General features: G+C 38.3%; 19 protein-coding genes. 13 read left to right on the top strand and 6 right to left on the bottom strand.

What is annotated here, in order from left to right; genetic code table 11:
• Window positions 1–4: 4 nt before the first annotated feature.
• On the top strand, window positions 5–1234 hold the full coding sequence (otnK, locus tag ACKA06_RS10710) for a 3-oxo-tetronate kinase (RefSeq protein ID WP_083573559.1): 1230 nt from the start codon (window positions 5–7) through the stop codon (window positions 1232–1234).
• 16 nt (window positions 1235–1250) lie between these two features.
• Window positions 1251–1841, top strand: a complete 591-nt coding sequence (locus tag ACKA06_RS10705) for a class II aldolase/adducin family protein (protein WP_071616862.1) — start codon at window positions 1251–1253, stop codon at window positions 1839–1841.
• Between the two features lie 275 nt (window positions 1842–2116).
• Here the strand turns inward: ACKA06_RS10705 and ACKA06_RS10700 are convergent, their stop codons facing one another.
• Entirely contained in the window at window positions 2117–2938 is an 822-nt protein-coding gene (locus ACKA06_RS10700; RefSeq protein ID WP_411159602.1) for a 5'-methylthioadenosine/adenosylhomocysteine nucleosidase, read from the bottom strand.
• Window positions 2939–3430: 492 nt separating this feature from the next.
• On the opposite strand from ACKA06_RS10700, the gene ACKA06_RS10695 reads away from it, so the two are divergent.
• Entirely contained in the window at window positions 3431–3931 is a 501-nt protein-coding gene (locus ACKA06_RS10695; RefSeq protein ID WP_071616863.1) for an LURP-one-related/scramblase family protein, read from the top strand.
• A 36-nt stretch (window positions 3932–3967) separates the two neighbouring features.
• Window positions 3968–4141 (top strand): Fe3+ hydroxamate ABC transporter substrate-binding protein, encoded by a 174-nt coding sequence (locus tag ACKA06_RS10690; protein ID WP_411159601.1) that lies wholly within the window; start codon window positions 3968–3970, stop codon window positions 4139–4141.
• Window positions 4142–4260: 119 nt separating this feature from the next.
• On the opposite strand, the gene ACKA06_RS10685 is transcribed toward ACKA06_RS10690, so the two are convergent.
• Window positions 4261–5229: a helix-turn-helix transcriptional regulator gene (locus ACKA06_RS10685; protein WP_411159600.1), complete on the bottom strand. Its 969-nt coding sequence runs from the start codon at window positions 5227–5229 to the stop codon at window positions 4261–4263.
• 94 nt (window positions 5230–5323) lie between these two features.
• Between ACKA06_RS10685 and ACKA06_RS10680 the strand changes: the two genes are divergently transcribed.
• A complete protein-coding gene (locus ACKA06_RS10680) occupies window positions 5324–5803 on the top strand; it encodes a GyrI-like domain-containing protein (RefSeq protein ID WP_071616866.1) in 480 nt (159 codons plus the stop codon).
• A gap of 74 nt (window positions 5804–5877) precedes the next feature.
• Here ACKA06_RS10680 and ACKA06_RS10675 read toward each other — a convergent pair whose 3' ends face one another.
• Window positions 5878–6852, bottom strand: a complete 975-nt coding sequence (locus tag ACKA06_RS10675; RefSeq protein ID WP_411159599.1) for a DNA/RNA non-specific endonuclease — start codon at window positions 6850–6852, stop codon at window positions 5878–5880.
• A gap of 208 nt (window positions 6853–7060) precedes the next feature.
• The gene (locus tag ACKA06_RS10670; RefSeq protein ID WP_071616868.1) at window positions 7061–7279 is read right to left on the bottom strand and encodes a hypothetical protein; all 219 of its coding nucleotides are present in this window, start codon (window positions 7277–7279) and stop codon (window positions 7061–7063) included.
• 166 nt (window positions 7280–7445) lie between these two features.
• On the opposite strand from ACKA06_RS10670, the gene ACKA06_RS10665 reads away from it, so the two are divergent.
• The 3 genes from ACKA06_RS10665 (at window position 7446) to ACKA06_RS10655 (ending at window position 9802) form a co-directional block, all read left to right on the top strand.
• Window positions 7446–7862: a hypothetical protein gene (locus ACKA06_RS10665; protein ID WP_071616869.1), complete on the top strand. Its 417-nt coding sequence runs from the start codon at window positions 7446–7448 to the stop codon at window positions 7860–7862.
• A 309-nt stretch (window positions 7863–8171) separates the two neighbouring features.
• Window positions 8172–8711, top strand: coding sequence for an SMI1/KNR4 family protein (locus ACKA06_RS10660; protein ID WP_171910629.1), 540 nt, complete (start codon window positions 8172–8174; stop codon window positions 8709–8711).
• A 131-nt stretch (window positions 8712–8842) separates the two neighbouring features.
• Window positions 8843–9802: a hypothetical protein gene (locus ACKA06_RS10655; RefSeq protein ID WP_071616870.1), complete on the top strand. Its 960-nt coding sequence runs from the start codon at window positions 8843–8845 to the stop codon at window positions 9800–9802.
• A gap of 216 nt (window positions 9803–10018) precedes the next feature.
• Here the strand turns inward: ACKA06_RS10655 and ACKA06_RS10650 are convergent, their stop codons facing one another.
• Both ACKA06_RS10650 and ACKA06_RS10645 read right to left on the bottom strand, forming a co-directional pair.
• Window positions 10019–10219, bottom strand: a complete 201-nt coding sequence (locus ACKA06_RS10650) for a hypothetical protein (protein ID WP_411159598.1) — start codon at window positions 10217–10219, stop codon at window positions 10019–10021.
• Between the two features lie 60 nt (window positions 10220–10279).
• Window positions 10280–10894: a hypothetical protein gene (locus ACKA06_RS10645; RefSeq protein ID WP_411159597.1), complete on the bottom strand. Its 615-nt coding sequence runs from the start codon at window positions 10892–10894 to the stop codon at window positions 10280–10282.
• A 156-nt stretch (window positions 10895–11050) separates the two neighbouring features.
• On the opposite strand from ACKA06_RS10645, the gene ACKA06_RS10640 reads away from it, so the two are divergent.
• The 5 genes from ACKA06_RS10640 (at window position 11051) to ACKA06_RS10620 (ending at window position 17468) form a co-directional block, all read left to right on the top strand.
• Window positions 11051–11947, top strand: coding sequence for a glycerol kinase (locus ACKA06_RS10640; protein WP_411159596.1), 897 nt, complete (start codon window positions 11051–11053; stop codon window positions 11945–11947).
• 119 nt (window positions 11948–12066) lie between these two features.
• A complete protein-coding gene (locus tag ACKA06_RS10635) occupies window positions 12067–12405 on the top strand; it encodes a helix-turn-helix domain-containing protein (RefSeq protein WP_411159595.1) in 339 nt (112 codons plus the stop codon).
• 12 nt (window positions 12406–12417) lie between these two features.
• Window positions 12418–14160 carry a DUF262 domain-containing protein gene (locus ACKA06_RS10630; RefSeq protein WP_411159594.1) on the top strand — a complete coding sequence of 581 codons (1743 nt, stop codon included), beginning with the start codon at window positions 12418–12420 and terminating at the stop codon, window positions 14158–14160.
• 415 nt (window positions 14161–14575) lie between these two features.
• Complete coding sequence (locus ACKA06_RS10625) at window positions 14576–15346, top strand: hypothetical protein (protein WP_411159593.1); 771 nt, start codon at window positions 14576–14578, stop codon at window positions 15344–15346.
• A 52-nt stretch (window positions 15347–15398) separates the two neighbouring features.
• A complete protein-coding gene (locus tag ACKA06_RS10620) occupies window positions 15399–17468 on the top strand; it encodes an N-6 DNA methylase (RefSeq protein WP_411159592.1) in 2070 nt (689 codons plus the stop codon).
• Window positions 17469–17482: the final 14 nt, after the last annotated feature.

Genomic DNA, 17482 nt, shown 5'->3' with positions numbered 1-17482 from the left:
CCGTTTGCGCTTTGGAGTGATTGCAGATGATTTTACAGGCGGCAGCGACATCGCCTCTTTTTTTGTAAAGGGCGGTCTCAGCACCGTTTTATACACCGGGGTGCCTGATATCGGGGAGGCGCCGAATGCAGAGGTATGTGTCATCGCTTTAAAAACCCGTACTCAGAACCGGAAAGATGCCGTAAGCAATTCCCTTGAGGCGATTCGCTGGTTAAAAGAGCAGGGTGCAAAACAGTTTTATATAAAATATTGCTCCACCTTTGATTCTACACCCGAGGGAAATATCGGTCCGATTTGTGATGCGGTCATGGAAGAGCTTGATGTGCCTTATACGATTCTTTGTCCTGGCCTTCCGGTAAATGGACGTACCGTCAGAAATGGGTGTTTATATGTAAACGGCGTTCCTTTGCATCAGAGCCCAATGAAGAATCATCCGCTGACGCCAATGAGGAATAGTGATCTGGTCCGCTTAATGGATCCGCAAAGCTCATTTCCCAGTATGAAAATACCGGCTGATGCAAACGAAGAAGAAGTGAATGAACAACTGGCAAAACTGCAAAGGGAGCATACTCGTTTCTATCTCATACCGGATTACGAGAAAGAAGAAGACGCGGAAAAGCTGGTTCAAATGTTTGGAGAGCTCAAGCTCCTTACAGGCGGAAGCGGCCTTGCCTATCCGCTGGCGAAAATGTATAAGCACCATGCGGAAGCGGGCGGGTTTGAGCCGTCTCATTCCCCTGCGATCCTTTTAGCAGGAAGCTGCAGTGAAGCGACCCGGAACCAGATCAAAGAATTTGAGCAATCAGGCGGTAAAACCTATTTCATGGATCCGCTTAAATTGATTTCAGGTGAGGAAACGGTCGAAAGAATGTGGGATGTGATTTCTCAACACAAAGGAGAATCCATCCTGGTTTACAGCAGCGACGCACCTGAGAAGGTACGGGATATTCAACAGCAAGGAAAGGAAGAAGTGGCAGAAAGGCTGGAAAAAGCAACCGCAGATTTAGCAGAACGTGCGGTTCAAGCCGAGTTTCACAGGATCATTGTGGCAGGCGGAGAAACAAGCGGGGCCGTGGCAAAAAGGCTTGGATACAAGGGATACCATATCGGGGACAGTATTTCACCAGGCGTACCTATCATGATACCGATTGAAGATCAACGTATTCGAATGGTATTTAAAAGCGGAAACTTTGGAAAACCCGACTTTTTCCTTCAAGCATTATCGTTAACATAAGAGAGAAGGGGAAAATATGGAGCAAACATTAGACCAGAAGATTACAGATTCGATTTGGGCTGCCAAAAGTCTCTTTCAACGCGGGAAAGCAACCGGAAGTGTCGCGAACCTGAGTTTTCTGCATGAAGGGAACATGTACGTAACCGCAACCGGGACATGCTTTGGAAACCTGCAACCGGAGGAGTTTGCCGTACTGGACATGGATGGCGTTCAAATGGATGATACAAAACCAAGCAAAGAATGGCCGCTGCATTTGTCGGTCTATAAAGCAAAACCGGATGCCGGTGCCGTTCTGCATGTGCACAGCACGTATAGTGTGCTTTGGAGCTGTCTTTCCGGCCTGGATGAATCAGACTGCATGCCGGATTATACGCCATACCTGAAAATGAAGCTGGGAACAATTGGCTTAATTCCTTATGAAAAACCCGGCAGTCAAGAGCTGTTCAACGTTTTTGAAAAGGGCGTCCATGCAAGTGATGGATGGCTGCTCAGCCATCACGGCCCGGTAGTACCGGGAAAAGGGATCATGGAAGCATTTTATGCATTGGAAGAATTAGAGGAAAGTGCGCATATTGCCTGGGAGCTTCGAAAGGTTCATGCAGAGTGAGAGTGTAGTCCCTTAATACCGCTAATGATTTCCGTGCAAGACTTCGCTTTCCGCGGGTAGCCCGTGAGCCTCCTCGGCTTCGCCTGCGGGGTCTCACATAAGCTACTCTTCCCGCAGGAGTCTTCGTCTTGCACTACAATCAACCGCTGGGAAAAACTAAATTCCAATGTCCAATGAACAAATAAAAACCCGAACATATTTGCATTATCTCATGCTAATATGTTCGGGTTTTACTTATGCTAAATTACTTTTGTTCCAGTCTCTTTAATAAAATGTTATTTCATATTTGCAAGCATATTTTCTATGATTGAAGAGGAGTTGTTTACAGCCATTTGTTTAAAGTCTTCCCATTTCATCACAGCTTCTTCACCAGCGTCATCAGAAGCTGAGCGGATGACAAGATAAGGAACCTTATTTAAGTGAGCAACCTGCCCAACTGCTGCACCTTCCATTTCACAAACATAGGCATTAAATGTTTCATAGATCCATTGTTTCTTTTCAGCATTCGCGATAAATTGATCACCAGTTGCAACTCGTCCTTTAAAAACTTTTGTGTCTTCGGGCAGGTTTTTGGCGGCTTCCTCCGCAAGGGAAATAAGTTCTTCATCCGCTTCAAAATAGCCAATATCCATTCGAGGAATAATACCTGGCTCATACCCTTTTGCTGTTTCATCCATGTCATGCTGAACAGTATCCGTTGAAATGACGATATCTCCAAGACTAACATCCGGAAGGATCGCACCAGAAATTCCAGAGTTAATTAGTTTATCTACATTAAACTGACTTACTAAAAGCTGCGCAGCCATTGTGGCATTTACTTTTCCGATTCCTGACTGAACCAGAACAATATTCTGACCTTTTAATGTTCCTTCGTAAAAAGTCATCCCGGCTATTTCTTCAGTATTTTCCACTTTCATATGCGAATGTAAAATTTCAATTTCTTCTGCCATTGGGCCAATAATCCCAACGATATTTTCTTTCTTGGTTTCCTCTGCTCCAGCTTCCTCTTGTACTGCTTGTTGTTGTGAGCATCCAACCAATAAAATACTGATTGCTGCAAGCAATAGTAAAGACTTCGCGCTTTTAAGAATGTTCATTTTTCATTCTCCCCCTTAGATGTTTAATTTCTTCTGTGTGTCATTAGTTCTGCTACTAAACACGAACATTGATTGTATGACGTTATAAAATGTTCGTTGTTGATTTTACGTTTAAAAAAAGAGAAATTCAAGGGTAATTGGCCGATTTAATGAAAAAATTTCATTTCAAAGGCAGAATACACGAAAGATATGTATTGTAATTTTGAAAATGTACGTATTTTATTTTTTGACTTTTTTAGTAGTGCAGTGTTGATTTTACTATTTATCACTCGTATATGCTCCGATTTTCGGGGGCTGACTCCTGGTCCCTGAAGAAACCTAAATGATTTGGCGATTATCATTTAATGGTTTGTGGACGGACCAGGTCCCCCGGTTCTTTTTTTGAGTTAGTTAAAAGAGCCACTGTACCTGTCCCCGTGGCTCAAATTTTTGGAACCAAATCCCATCTCAACCGTAAATAAAGAAAGACTTAAAAAAACGGGGGGCGCTAGCATGAGAGAACTTTATATAAAACAAAAGGTATTCAGTCTCAGCGGGAAATTCACGGTGAAGGATGGGGAGGAGAAGGACCGGTATTATGTGGAGGGAAGCTTCATGAAGGTACCGAAGACGTTCTCCATACTGAATGCAAGCAGGGACGAAGTGGCACTCATCACGAAAAAGGTATTCAGCTTCTTGCCGAAGTTCTACGTTGAGGTCAATGGGCAGGATGTAGTGACAATCAAGAAGGAGTTCTCCTTTTTAAAAGCACGCTATACGATCGATGCGGCAGGCATCGAAGTGCGCGGGAACTGGTGGGATATGAACTTTCAGGTATTGCAGCATGGCCAGGTTGTAGGTGAAGTCGATAAGAAGTGGTTCAGCTGGGGCGACAGCTACAGGGTGCAGGTGCTGGATGAAGCGATGGAGACGATTGTGATTGCACTGGTGATTGCGATTGATTGTGTGAAGGCGGATGAGTCGTCTTCTTCTTCGAGTGTATCTTTTGATTAAAGCAATGAAGCGAGAATTATGGTGGAGGTGCCAATCGTGTTCGGTAATAAATCTCAATGTTCTATCTGCAGTAAAGAAATCAAGGGTGATGATGTGGTGTATGTGAAGATGCGCTATCCAAAGTATAAGTGGATGACTGAGATTAAAGCGTATTTAAAGAATGAAGGCAGGTTTATTTGTGAAGATTGCTTTGATAAAGGAGACAGCTGATTCAAGGTAGGGGGACATACCCAAATCTCTCATTAAAAAATGGGGGACTGCCCCCCATTAACGTGGAAGGGGGGCAGACTCTGAACTTCAATGGCCGGTGGAGAAACTTGCCGATGATTTCATCGATCCCTGCTTATTACACGCAACCTCTCTTGTAAACCGGTTAAGACTTCTTCCGGCACTTCCTTGAACTTGATATCCTCACCAAGGAAAAGCAGCCAATTGATCATATCGGTCAGTTCTTCGGGCATAGTAACGTTGATGAAAGCCTTGAGGATGGCTGTGGCTTGGTAGGGATTCGTATAGGAAATGGAGAATTTAAACGGATGGTATTTCTTGAACTGGGCGACTGCATTAGGACCCAATTCGATGACAAGGTTGATCATTTCTTTCTGCTTACTTAGTTTTTCCAGAACCTTCTTCTTAGTTACTCGTTTATTCGTGTGATATGGCTCTACATTGGTAAGGTAGTCTACTGGAAAGACCCTCTTTTTTTCTTCTTTTAAGTCAAATCCTTCTATTAGCCAAATGCTCTTTTCACGATAAAGATGCAAGATAAAAATGGGATAAGCCTTTATGGACTTCTCCTCTTTAATGGTGAGTAATAAATGGTTATCCATCAGAAGCAGTTGGATGAGCTTTTCTAACATCGGGTGAGGGAGGTCTGTCAGGTCAAGTAAATCAGGATTACTGGGATTGGTCCCTTCGAATAGCAGGATTTGATTTAACAGAACCAGGCTTTCTTGCTGATAATCCGGTATCAGGCCGAGTAATTTTTCTGCCAGCGACTGCCGGCTTTTTAGATAGGGCAGCTGTTGATTCCTTGAGGCCATGAAGGCTATAAAAAGTGCTTTGACTTCACTATCAGTAAAGTGAATAGAAGGCAGGACAGAGTTGTTCATGACAGCATAACCGCCATCTCTTCCAACCTCTGATTCTAGCGGCATCCCCATGGATTCGATTTCTCTGATATCACGGATAGCAGTCGAACGGGAGATGTTAAATTCCTGCATAATCTCAGAAATTGTAAAGTAGGAGCGGTTGTTGATATACCGCATGATGGTATTGATCCGTTCAACTTTTTTCATTTGACCCTCCTAAACAGTATCATTTTTTGACATGATTCAATGCTATTATAAACTCAGGAAGTAAAAAAACAAATCATTAAGGAGGAAGTTAGAAATGGCAAATTATTTATTAGAAGAAAAAGAAAGCTTCACGGTTTTAGGGATTGGTACGGAACTTAAGAGTGATTACAGAGACTTTGAAGGTATTCATAAGGAAAAAGCAGACTTCTGGCAAGCTGTCAATGAAGATGGAAGACTCGATAAGCTGAAGAATGTCGCCGCGAATGACTATCTTTTTGTTGTAAACGAAGCAGTGAACAACAAGATGATGCACTATGTCGGGGTAATGACCAAGGAGTCCTTGCCAGAGGCATCCAGACTGATCCAATTTCCTGAAGGAGAATACATCGTGGTCAAAGGGGAAGCGGGTACCGATGAAGAGTTGGCTAACAAGCTTACGGGTATTGCCTTTGGTGAAGTCCTTATGGAAGTAACAGAGGTATCGTATGTTGGTGCTCCGAATACAGCGGTGGTGATGGGAGAACAAGACGGAATGGTATATGGTGAAATGTGGATTCCTGTTGTTAGGAATTAGGGCAATAAGGAGCATGGCCACGAAAAAAAGCTTGGGGACTCCCAAGCTTTTTCTTATGGTTTCATATCAATATCTTATTCTCCAACCATCCCATCCCCATCATTATCCCGCATATGAGCGTATAACCAGTGATCGCTTGTGATCGGCATGCTGAAGCCGGCTGCTTTTGCTTCTTTGATTGTCACTAGTCCACTACCGTCAGTATCGATGCTTGAAAGATCGCCTTCTGTGGTTGAATTCGATGAGTCTGTGTTGGAGCTATTTGAGCTGGAAGGCTTACTTTCTGTCAGACCGAGTGATTCGTTTACTTCATCAGGGTTCAAATTGTCGAATGTATCAATGATTACGTTCCCTCTCAGCGTATAGGTATACTGATAACTTGAAGGGATCTGCGTTTCCGTATTTGGATAGGTGATAATGGCTTCAAAATCAGTGGCTCCACCTGCGTCCCGGATACTTTTTTCCATATAGGATTGATCACCGTGCCGGTTAAGCGTGCTGTCCTGAGGGGTGATATTATAAGCATTCGATACCCCGCCGAGAGAGTCGGCAATGATATGCCCTTCATCCAATACATCACTTTCGACGCCGGGAACCTTTGCCTCATCAGAGTAGTATCTGCCCGACGATGTTACCGGCTCCGTACTGTCATCCTGTAAAATGATTTCGTCTGCAATGACGCGCACCAGCTGACCATATTCATTCGTGAATGCCCAATACTCACGGTCCCCAAATCCAATGTCAACGACGACGTTTGGTTGACGATACCCGGACAAATCACCACCATCGACTTCAAGGAGATCGAATCCTGGAAAACCTTCATCAGTTGTTTCAGTTGAGGTTTCTTCTGAGACTGGTTCCTCTGTTTCAGGCTCATCCACAGCCTCGGAAGCAGCTTCTTCTGTTTTACCTTTACTATCAGCATTCTCCGTGGCTTCTACTTTCGGATCTGATGCTTCATCTGGTGCAGCTGCCCCTTCTACGTTGGCACAACCAACGATAATCATACTCGTTAAAAGCAAGAGTAAGCCGTTTAGTTTCTTTTTCATTGTGTAGACACCCCTATAATATGTTTCTGAAAGATTGACATCATTTCTTCATTTTACCGCAAATTGTTAAAATTCCTTTGTATTTTAACTAATCAGAATAATCTAACTTCAAGTAATGTGGCGTACTAATAAGAAACTCATCCCGTTTGATACGGTAAGGATTTTTAGGCAAAAAAAAGAACAGACACCCCTTTTTCAGGTGCCGGTTCTAGAATACATATGCGAATGTTTTCTTATATATACGTTGGATGTAGGCTGTGAGCGGAACCTGGTTGAGTTCCTGGCAGCTGTATTTAGCAATGTCGTGGCATCCTGTGTTTTTGTTTGTCATATTGATATATGTAACCATCCCCACGCTTGCGTCGGGGTGCAGGGGCCAAGATTCCACATTGAATACCCATGCTGGACCGCCAGGAGCTACTGTCATTGAGTAGAACTTCATATCACAGGGCTTGGCTTTATAATTTCGTTCTATTAAACTGTAAATAAACCAACCTATTGTAATTAATTTACAATATAATAGTCTAACCAATACTTAATGAAGAACATGAACGTAATAAAATCAGCAAAGATGATTGAAAGGAGACAGGTCAATGGCATTTTTCAGCAAGTTATTCGGAAAAAGCAATAGCCCTAAACAATCCAAAGGGAAAGATCCCAGCTACTATTCTAGTCTTGAACTTTTCATTATTTATGAAGGGGATGCTGATCGTGACAGTCATGAGGACGATCTATATACAGAATTAGAAAATGAGTTTTGGGTGTATCGTTCTCTAGGCGAATCGGGTGTGATGTCATCCTATTGGGCCAAAGATTACGGTATTCCTTTACCAGCTTTACCTGAATACCCACTTATAGGAGTCTTTAAGCTTACCGCATATAAGGGTTTCAAAGAAGGGTATAAACATCCTCTTTTTATTTCATCTAATAAAGAAGAGGTGAAGAAATTTTTTGAAGAATATGAGAGAACACACCAAAGGGAAGAGATGGAGGATAAGAATCGGAGCTAAATCCGGATAAGTAATATGATCACTGACCTCCAGTCGACTGGCGTATTAACACGGAGGGGGGCGACCCTGAAATCGGACTGTTTTTAAGGGTTTTCGTTTTAAGATAAGTAATTGCATAAAGCATTAAAAATAGCAGGCTACTTCGCATATGAATTAGACCTGCTTTGTTTATTGTTATACTAATATCTTAATTCAAATCTCAACCTCATTACGTCGAGCCTCTTGTAAAGAACTGTGTGTTACAATTGTTGAAAATTGAGATTACAAAAACTGGCCAGGTTAGTTGAATAAGTGATGGGGGAGATTGAAATGCTGCTTAACAAGACTTTGCATGCGCTGAAGAAGCGACTTGATGAAAGTGGGAATATGGAGATATTGGCTGAGCAAGGGAATATCCACACGGTTCATTGTTCATTTAATCCTCCTGTCGAAAGTGGAAAGCTGCAAACGTTTCAAGAAGAATCGAAGTTGATGCTACCGGAAGACGTCCGGGAATTTCTATCTCAACATAATGGAGCCAGGTTATATGAAATGATCCTCGGTTCGAACAATATTGGTGGCGGATTACTAGTATACTCTTTAGAAGAAATAAAAAAAACACGTGCTATCCTTCAGTCATTGTCAGAATTTATTCCAATTGGGTATGTGTTTGAGAATCATCTTTTGATAGGCCGAACTGCTGTTGACCAAGATTGTCCTAACTATCTGTATATAGCCGGAACCATTCTAAAACCGGAACCTTTGCATTTGAATCTGGAACTGTTTTTAGATCGGTTTGTAGTGTCTCAAGGGTCAAACTTTTGGGATTGGCCGAACTACACGGCTAAGAATTATTACAATCATTCCTGAGACATTGAGTTTTAATACCAGATTCTATGAAACACAAAAAAATTGGATATGTTGTCAAAGGCAAAAGAAAACTTTTAACAATGTATCTGTATACATGACATTCCCGAAATGGAAGAGGAGAGAGCTGGATTATGGAAATGGAAAAGGGAAGGGCTGAATCTAACCGGAAAAAGGTATATCAGAGATATTTGCTTCCTCTTACAATTACTTCATCCATGTTAGTATCAGGTTTAATAGGATATACAGCCAGTAGAATAGCTGTTAAAAATAATGTGGGTAACACAACTGATATAAGTAATTTAGATAATATGGAGAACCAGATAAATGAAGCTAGAGATCATTCTTTAAAAGTAATAGAAAAAGAGTTACCGAAAATAATCAGCGATCTCGAAAAATACAATAAGGATATCAATTTATTGGTTAAAAATGTCAAGTGGCTAAATGACAATCTGGCTCCAATAAGGGAAGCAACAAACAAATTTGACACTGCCATCACCGTAGCTAAAGGAGTCAACACTGTTGTTAAATTTCCCGTTGTAGGTGACATAACTACTAAATTAGCTTCGGCACAGATCCAACTTGATGAAATTGATCGAATATTAATTCGCTTGGAAAATTTAACTGTTATCCAACAAGAAATGAGTGATTCTCATCATAAGATAAATGTATTATATGAAAAATATCAAAAAGATAAAAGCATGGAGACGTTAATGCAAATTGAACAAGAGGTAAACTCAAACTTGATTTATCAGATTGAAGACTTAAAGAATACTACTATAGAGGCTCATAAAGTTCTAGAACTGTCTTCTAGTGTTTTAATTACAGTAAATAAAACTAAATCCCTTCTTCATTCAATGCAGGAAATGGGCGAAAATACGCTGGATGTCATTCAGTTTTGGAAGGAAACGGAAGACAGTTCTGGAATTGGGGCAAATGAAAGTTTAGAGAAGGATTTAAACGCTTCTATAGAAAAGATTCAAAAACTGCCAAATGAGTTATCTCAACGATCCAAGAGTACAATAACGTCAATAGAGAATGTGCAAAAAGAACTGCAGACTGTAAAAATAGCAGAAATGGTCAGTGGTGAGTGAAGCGGGGATAATCTCTTATTTTAGTAGCTAACTTATGGTGAACCCTATTTTAACTAAATAATAATAATATACGGTTTTTTCATCAAAAGGAGATTCCTCTCACAAAAAAGTGTCATACCCCTCTAAAACAGAAAATATGACACTTTTTTATATTATCTTTAAATTACCCCTCTAGATCATTGGGGCCATCCCCCCAATATGCTAGAAATAAAAATCCTATTCTTCACTATCATCCCTTTTAATTACTAAAAAAACACCAGTCAAGAAATCGATGATAATAAATGCATAGATGTACCACCCCATGAAATTAAATGTTCCACCGGAAGTATATCTTGAGGCCTCTTCAATTGCTTTTACAACGCAAAAGGTAAGAACGGAAAGACAGGATATTAGTACCCCGATGCTTTTTAACTCCATCAAACTCCTCCTTTCTTATCTGAAACATGTTCTATTTATCTTATTCTTACTACTTTCTGTTTACTCCAAGCTCCCCGCATAATCATCCTTCACCCAATACGTAAGCGAGCCGACCTGATTGATCTCATATCGTAGATCCGCTTTCTGCAGACCGTCAATCATCAGTGGCTGCAGCTGACTCAACTTCAAATTGCTTTCTTCTATGTAGGTCGACAGGATTTCATGATGATACGTATTCGTCTTAGTTGAGGAAACGAGATAGTCGACGGCTGCCTGCTTGATCACGTATAGTTCCATTGTTTTGGTGTGGAGCTCTTTAAAGTCCCTTGGCGGATTTAGGTCCATGAGTTTTAAGTAGTTTTGTTTAAGCATGATGTCTGTCTCATTGACTTGCATCTTGAGGGAACTCAGGTCTCCGTTTGCTTCGTTTACTTTTGTCATCAGCTGCTTGAAGCTTTGGTCGCTTGAGCTGAAATATTGTTCACGCTCCTGCAGGTAGCTTCTGATCTTCTGGTCGTGGTTGATGGTCAGTTCGTTGTAGAGTTTCATGGGCAGGCCGCTGGCGAAGAGGGCGATTAGGACGAGACCTATTGCGCCCCAGGACCACTTTGGAGGCTTCTTATTTCTTGGTTGATACCGGTCATCATTCCAATAATCTCTTTCAGCGATAGGCATTCTTAATTCCTCGATTCATTCTTTTCTAGTAAAATACTCCATTAATTTTAACATAATATTACATTTTGTATTACTTAATTCTCCTAAGCTGCGGTTGTTCTCTCTATTAATAAGAAGTAGTATGTAATTAGAAGAAATTAGTAAAAGAGGGATAGAATGACTACGACTAATAAAGTGAAATATGTTTCGACCACTGCACTTTCAAAAGAATTAAAAATGAATGTAAAGGAAACGTTTAACATTTTCCTTGCTAATGGATTGATTAATAGAGTGGATAATCAATGGGTGTTAACCGAAAAAGGTAAGCAATCAGGTGGGACAATTAAGAGGCATCCCAAAGTTGGAGAATATATTGCATGGGATGAAACGATAAAAGATCATAGCATGTTCAAAACTGATCGTAAGGATGAACTTCTGAATATAACTGCTTTGAGTAAACACTTTGGGGTTTCAAAGCTTAAAATGAATCCAATCCTGTCTGAGCTTGGTTTTATTCAAAAGGGACTCAAAGGGTGGACAGTAACAAAGCTTGGTCAAAGCTTAGGCGGGAAACAATTAGAATATGATAAAACAGGTGTGCCCTATGTAAACTGGCCAGAAATCATATTGCAGAATAAGAGACTGGTAGAAACGATGAAAGAGCTGCAGGGGAATGATACAGAAGAAGAGACAAAGGCTGCCAATCATAACCCTTTAGAGTTTAGAGAAAAGTTCGAAGCCAAACACAGAGCGGCTGATGGTCATTATGTGAGATCAAGAGCAGAGATGTTAATCGATAATTGGTTGTACATGTCTGAAATTGTCCATGCATATGAAAGAAAATTACCGGTTGAGGAAGACGTATACACTGATTTCTATCTGCCGATTGGTAAAGTGTATATAGAATATTGGGGATTGGAAAACGATCCTAAATATGCTGCAAGGAAACAAGAGAAGTTAAGGATTTATAACAAGTATGGCTTTAATTTAATTGAGCTGCAGGATGCAGATATTCAGAATTTGGATGATATTTTGCCGAAAAAGTTGTTGATGTTTGGGATTAAGGCTTATTAAGGTGAAACTTATATGATGTGTTACTCTGTTGAGGTTATAATACTATTTTTGTTTTCCTATTACAGAAAGAATAGTTTTTTAAAAAAGTGTTTAATTTTGAAAAAAGGAAGTGAAAGAGTTTGCCTGCTATAGGAAGTAAGTTAAAAGATTTAAGAGAAAAAAATGGCCTTACCCCAGAAAAGCTTGCTGATGAGATACAACTTACTAAAAGTATAATTTGGAGTTATGAACTTGAGAAAAAAGAACCAAGCTTAAATCATCTTGTAAGACTGGCTGATTTTTTTAATGTAACTGTGGATTACTTTATCAATGACTACGAAAAGAAAATGGTTATTGATTTGCAAAAAGATACAATTAACAAATGCTCATTAATTGTAGACAATATTGAACTGAGTGAAAGTGAGTTAAAAGAGGCTGTTGAATATATAAGAGCAAGAAGAATCATGAAAAACTTATAAAGGGGAGTTTATATGGCTTTTGAAAGACCTTTAACTATTAAAGAAGTAGTCAACGATATTCATCGAAAAAAATACCTGTTACCATCAATTCAAAGGGAGTTTGTATGGAAAACCGATCAGATTCAAACTCTATTTGATTCTCTATTAAGAGGTTACCCGGTAGGTGCATTTTTATTTTGGTATATTGAGAAAGAGAATATTAACAAATTTAAGTTTTATGAATTTCTCCGAGAATTTCATGAACGAGATAATACACATAATTCAGAAGCTAACATAAGTGGAGAAGAGGATATACTTGCTATTTTAGATGGTCAGCAACGATTAACTTCTTTATTCATTGGCCTTAAAGGTTCGTATGCATTTAAGCTACCGCGAAAAAGGGTAGATAACGATGCGGCATATCCAAAGCGAGAATTATATCTGAATCTCTTAAAAAAATCTGAAGAATACGATATGGTATATGACTTCCAATTTCTTTCTAAAGAAGATTTGAAAAATGCAGGTACTGATGACTTTTGGTTTAAAGTTGGTGACATTTTAGACTTACCGGAATCATTTGAAATAAATGATTATATTTACGAAAACGAATTGAATCTTTTAGAAAAAGATAAGGCTAAATTTGCTAATAGGACTCTACATAGACTGCATAAAGCAATTCATGAGACAGCTTGCATAAATTATTATCAAGAAAAATCTCAAGAACTGGATAAAGTGCTGAATATATTTATTAGGGTAAACAGTGGTGGGACACAATTAAGTTATTCCGATTTGCTACTTTCAATTGCAACTGCACAATGGAAAGTGCGAGACGCTAGAAAAACGATTACCTCGTTTGTGGATGAAATCAATAACGTGGGGGATGGATTTGACTTTAACAAAGATTTAGTATTAAAAACGTGCTTAGTACTTTGTGATTTTAGTGATATTGCTTTCAAAGTTGATAATTTTGATTCCAATGCCATGAGTAAAATAGAAGAAGAGTGGGATGATATTTCAGAATCTATTAAGCTAGCTGTGCAGTTGATGGCAAACTTCGGATATAACAGTAAAACGTTAACTGCTAATTACGTTATTATTCCAATAGCTTACTACCTTTATAAAAAGGGGAATCCACACAACTTTGTAGAATCTTATAGATTTAATAGCGAAAGAGCAGATATGAAGAAGTTTACTACAATAGCACTGTTGAAAAGAGTGTTTGGTGGGCAACCAGATAATGTATTAAAACCACTAAGAGAAATCATGAAAAACAATTTAGATGACTTTCCTTATCAAAGAATTAAGCAAGACCTTAGAGTAACAAACAAGTCACTTAAGTTCACAGAAGAAGAGATAGAAGACTTATTATGGATGAAATACGGTAACAGGTACGCATTTTCTGTATTATCATTATTGTATCCTAATCTAGATTATAAAAATAACTTTCATCAAGACCATATATTCCCAAGAAGCCTGTTAAAATCTAGATCTAAGCTTAGAAAAGCTGGATTATCAGAAAAAACCATTAATTATTGTATGGAAAACCATGATTACATTGGTAACTTGCAACTTATTGAAGGGGTTCCTAACCAAGAGAAGTCCAATAAAAGATTTAAGGAATGGTTGGAATTAATTTGTCCTAACGAAAATGAGAAAAAGGAATACAGAATAAGACATTTTATTCCAGAGGTAGATTTGGACTTAGATAACTTCCAAGAGTTTATGGAGGAGAGGGAGGTCAGTATACGAGAGAAGTTAAGTAAGGTATTACTATAAAATGTACCTGGACCGATTATTCCTAATACAAACTTCTGTGTGCAATTAACACTCATGCGAGTCTGACCATTAAACAAAAAGCTGTGGTAATTCTAATTAAACACAATTGGAAGAAGAGTTAAGTTCTTTTCGTTAATAATATTTGTTATGTATTAAAAAAGATCACCCATCAATTTAGTTATTATTGTTGATGGGCTGTTGTTATATCCAGATATATCGGCATGCAGATTCATGAGGTTCGCCCAAGTGCTTCCAATGATTAATGAGTTAAAGGGAGAATAGAGTACTTTCTTACATATAATTATGACACTACTCGTATACCTTAACCTAAAGTAACTCAAAAATGATACAATAGTTGTTGGGCTAGAAAGGTACTAAATTTTCACTTATTATTTAAGAAAGGTGGGATTAAGCTATGACTGCTTCGACTACATCTGACAATATTACAAATTGGAAAAACCTATCATATATTGATTACTTTTCACAGTTTATCAAGTCTTATTTAGCATTTAACGCATGGATGAGGACTAGGTATTCTCATTTAAGAAAAGATAGAAAGATTATAGACACTATTAAAGAAGAAAATAATGAATTTAGAAGAAGGATATTAAATCTGCTATCAAGCAATGATGCAGAAGGAGAGACCTTTAAGGCATATGTTTCTTCACTGCATAATCACCTTGAGAGATTTGAAGTCAAGAATAACAATAAAAAGATTTCATTTTATGATGTGTTTATTAAAGAAAATCCTATAAAACAAGCTTCTTCAACTAGGAACACTTTAAATTACAAAGTTGAAATAAGTAATAAAGTAGAAGTTAGTGTTCATGATTCACGCGGTAATCAGAAATATTACCTTGAACAAAACAAATATAATTTTCAAGAAATTCTAGAAGACGAAGACTATCAAAAACTATCTTTAAATCAACAAACTGAGGTGAAAAATCTATACTTCGAATGTAATCCAAGGAAGAACGAAAATATCGTTAGCAGTACTGCAACAGGTAAGAAAATGGGACAATATTACTTTGTAGATGATAACGAATTAATATGCAAAGCAATTATAGAGATATTATATTCACTTAGGTGTACACTTTTTCACGGAGAAGTATTACCTGATAAAGATACTAATAAGGTATATGAACAAGCATATCATATCTTAATAATGTTAATACAAGTTCTATAATGCTAAGTTAAAAGGGTGAATTAATTAAAATGTATGAGGGTAGGTTGTTAAAATGAATTTGGCTGAGGTTCTAAAAGACTCAAATTATAAACTAACACAATTTAGTAGGGACAAAATACAATACATTGAAGAAAACATCTTTCACAAGGAAATTAAGGGTGCAAATGTTCCTTATATGAAGTGTATTGTTAGAAAGAAAGAAATAAAATTAACGCCAGAAGAAGTCATTCGTCAATTATATATATTGGTATTAAATAAAGATTTAGGATACCCCATAGATAGAATGGCTCTAGAATATGGAGTCTCCTTCGGAAGAGAGAAGAAAAGAGCAGATATCGTAATTTTTGACAAAGACTATACTACTGAACCATACATAATGGTTGAACTGAAAAAGCCTAAGTTGAAAGATGGAAAAGAACAGCTTAAATCTTATTGTAATGCAACTGGTGCACCGATTGGTATATGGAGTAATGGTGACTCCATTTCCTATTACCATCGAAAAGACCCAAATTACTTTGAGGATATTCCAGGTATACCAAGGGCCAACCAAAAGCTTTCTGATATTCTTGAAGAGCGATGGACTATTTTAGATTTAGTTGAAAAGGATAAGTTAGTAACTGAACGTAAATCGTTAAAAGATCTAATTTTAGAGATGGAGGATGAGGTTCTTGCAAATGCAGGGGTTGATGTATTTGAAGAACTTTTTAAGTTAATTTTTACAAAGTTGTATGATGAAATGGAAAGTGGTCGTAATCGGAGTAGACATCTAGAATTTAGAAACTATGGTGATACTGAAAGTGAATTGAAAAAAAAGGTTCAAGACTTGTTTGAAAGAGCTAAAAATAAGTGGGCAGGGGTGTTCAGTGAGGACGCCAGAATTATGCTCACCCCATCACACCTTTCTGTCTGTGTTTCGTCTTTACAGGATGTCAAGCTGTTTAACTCTAACTTAGATGTTGTGGATGAGGCATTTGAATATTTAATTAACAAGAGTAGTAAAGGTGAGAAAGGTCAATATTTTACTCCTCGTTATGTTATTGATATGTGTGTGAAAATGCTAAATCCTAAAGAAGATGAAACAATCATCGATACTGCAGCAGGCAGTTGTGGATTTCCTGTTCATACTATTTTTAATGTGTGGGAGAAGATAATGAAAGATGAAGGATGGGATAAAAGTCATCTATTTACTTCCGAAATTAAACCTCCTCGTTGTATTGATTATGTTAAAGAAAAAGTATTTGCTATTGACTTTGATGAAAGAGCGGTAAGAGTGGGTAGAACATTAAACCTTATTGCAGGTGACGGTCAAACTAATGTCTTGCACCTAAATACATTGGATTATGAACGTTGGGATGAGAAAACTGAGGATGAGGATTGGCAAGATATATACTTTGAAGGTTGGAGAAGGTTAAAGAAACTTAGAGTAACCAGAAACAGTAATCGAGATTTTAAATTTGATGTTCTAATGGCAAATCCTCCCTTTGCAGGTGATATAAAGGAAAGTAGAATTTTAGCCAAGTATGAATTAGGAAAAAAACCTAATGGTAAGTACCATACAAAGGTAGGAAGAGACCTCCTATTTATAGAACGTAACTTAGATTTCTTGAAGCCAGGTGGTCGAATGGCGATAGTGTTACCTCAAGGTAGATTCAATAACAGTGGTGATAAAAGAGTAAGAGAGTTTATTGCTGAGCATTGTCGCATCCTTGGGGTAGTGGGACTTCATGGGAATGTGTTTAAGCCACATACAGGAACTAAAACAAGTGTCTTGCTAGTACAAAAATGGGATGATGAATTATGCCCTAAAGTAGAAGACTATCCTATCTTCTTTGCTACAATGCAAGAACCAAGTAAGGATAATAGTGGAGAGAAAATATTTGTCCGCAAAAAGGATTATCCAAATGTTGAATCCGACATTAACCTAGCGACTTTAGAAACAATAAATCCAACAGGGAATTATAATAACCCGCCTGAAAATATAGAGGAATTTCTATTAGATTCCCATGGTCATTTAATTGTAAAGCATGACTTGTTTAACCATGATGGGATAACAAAAGATGGAATAGCGGAAGCGTTTATTGAGTTTGCAAAAAAAGAAGGATTATCATTCATGGGAAAGTAGACAGCCCTTTCAAT

This window comes from Rossellomorea oryzaecorticis (assembly GCF_045897515.1).
GTDB lineage: Bacteria > Bacillota > Bacilli > Bacillales > Bacillaceae_B > Rossellomorea > Rossellomorea enclensis.
The sequence above is the reverse complement of the archived record's forward strand: the minus strand, read 5'-3'. Positions and strand labels throughout refer to the sequence as shown.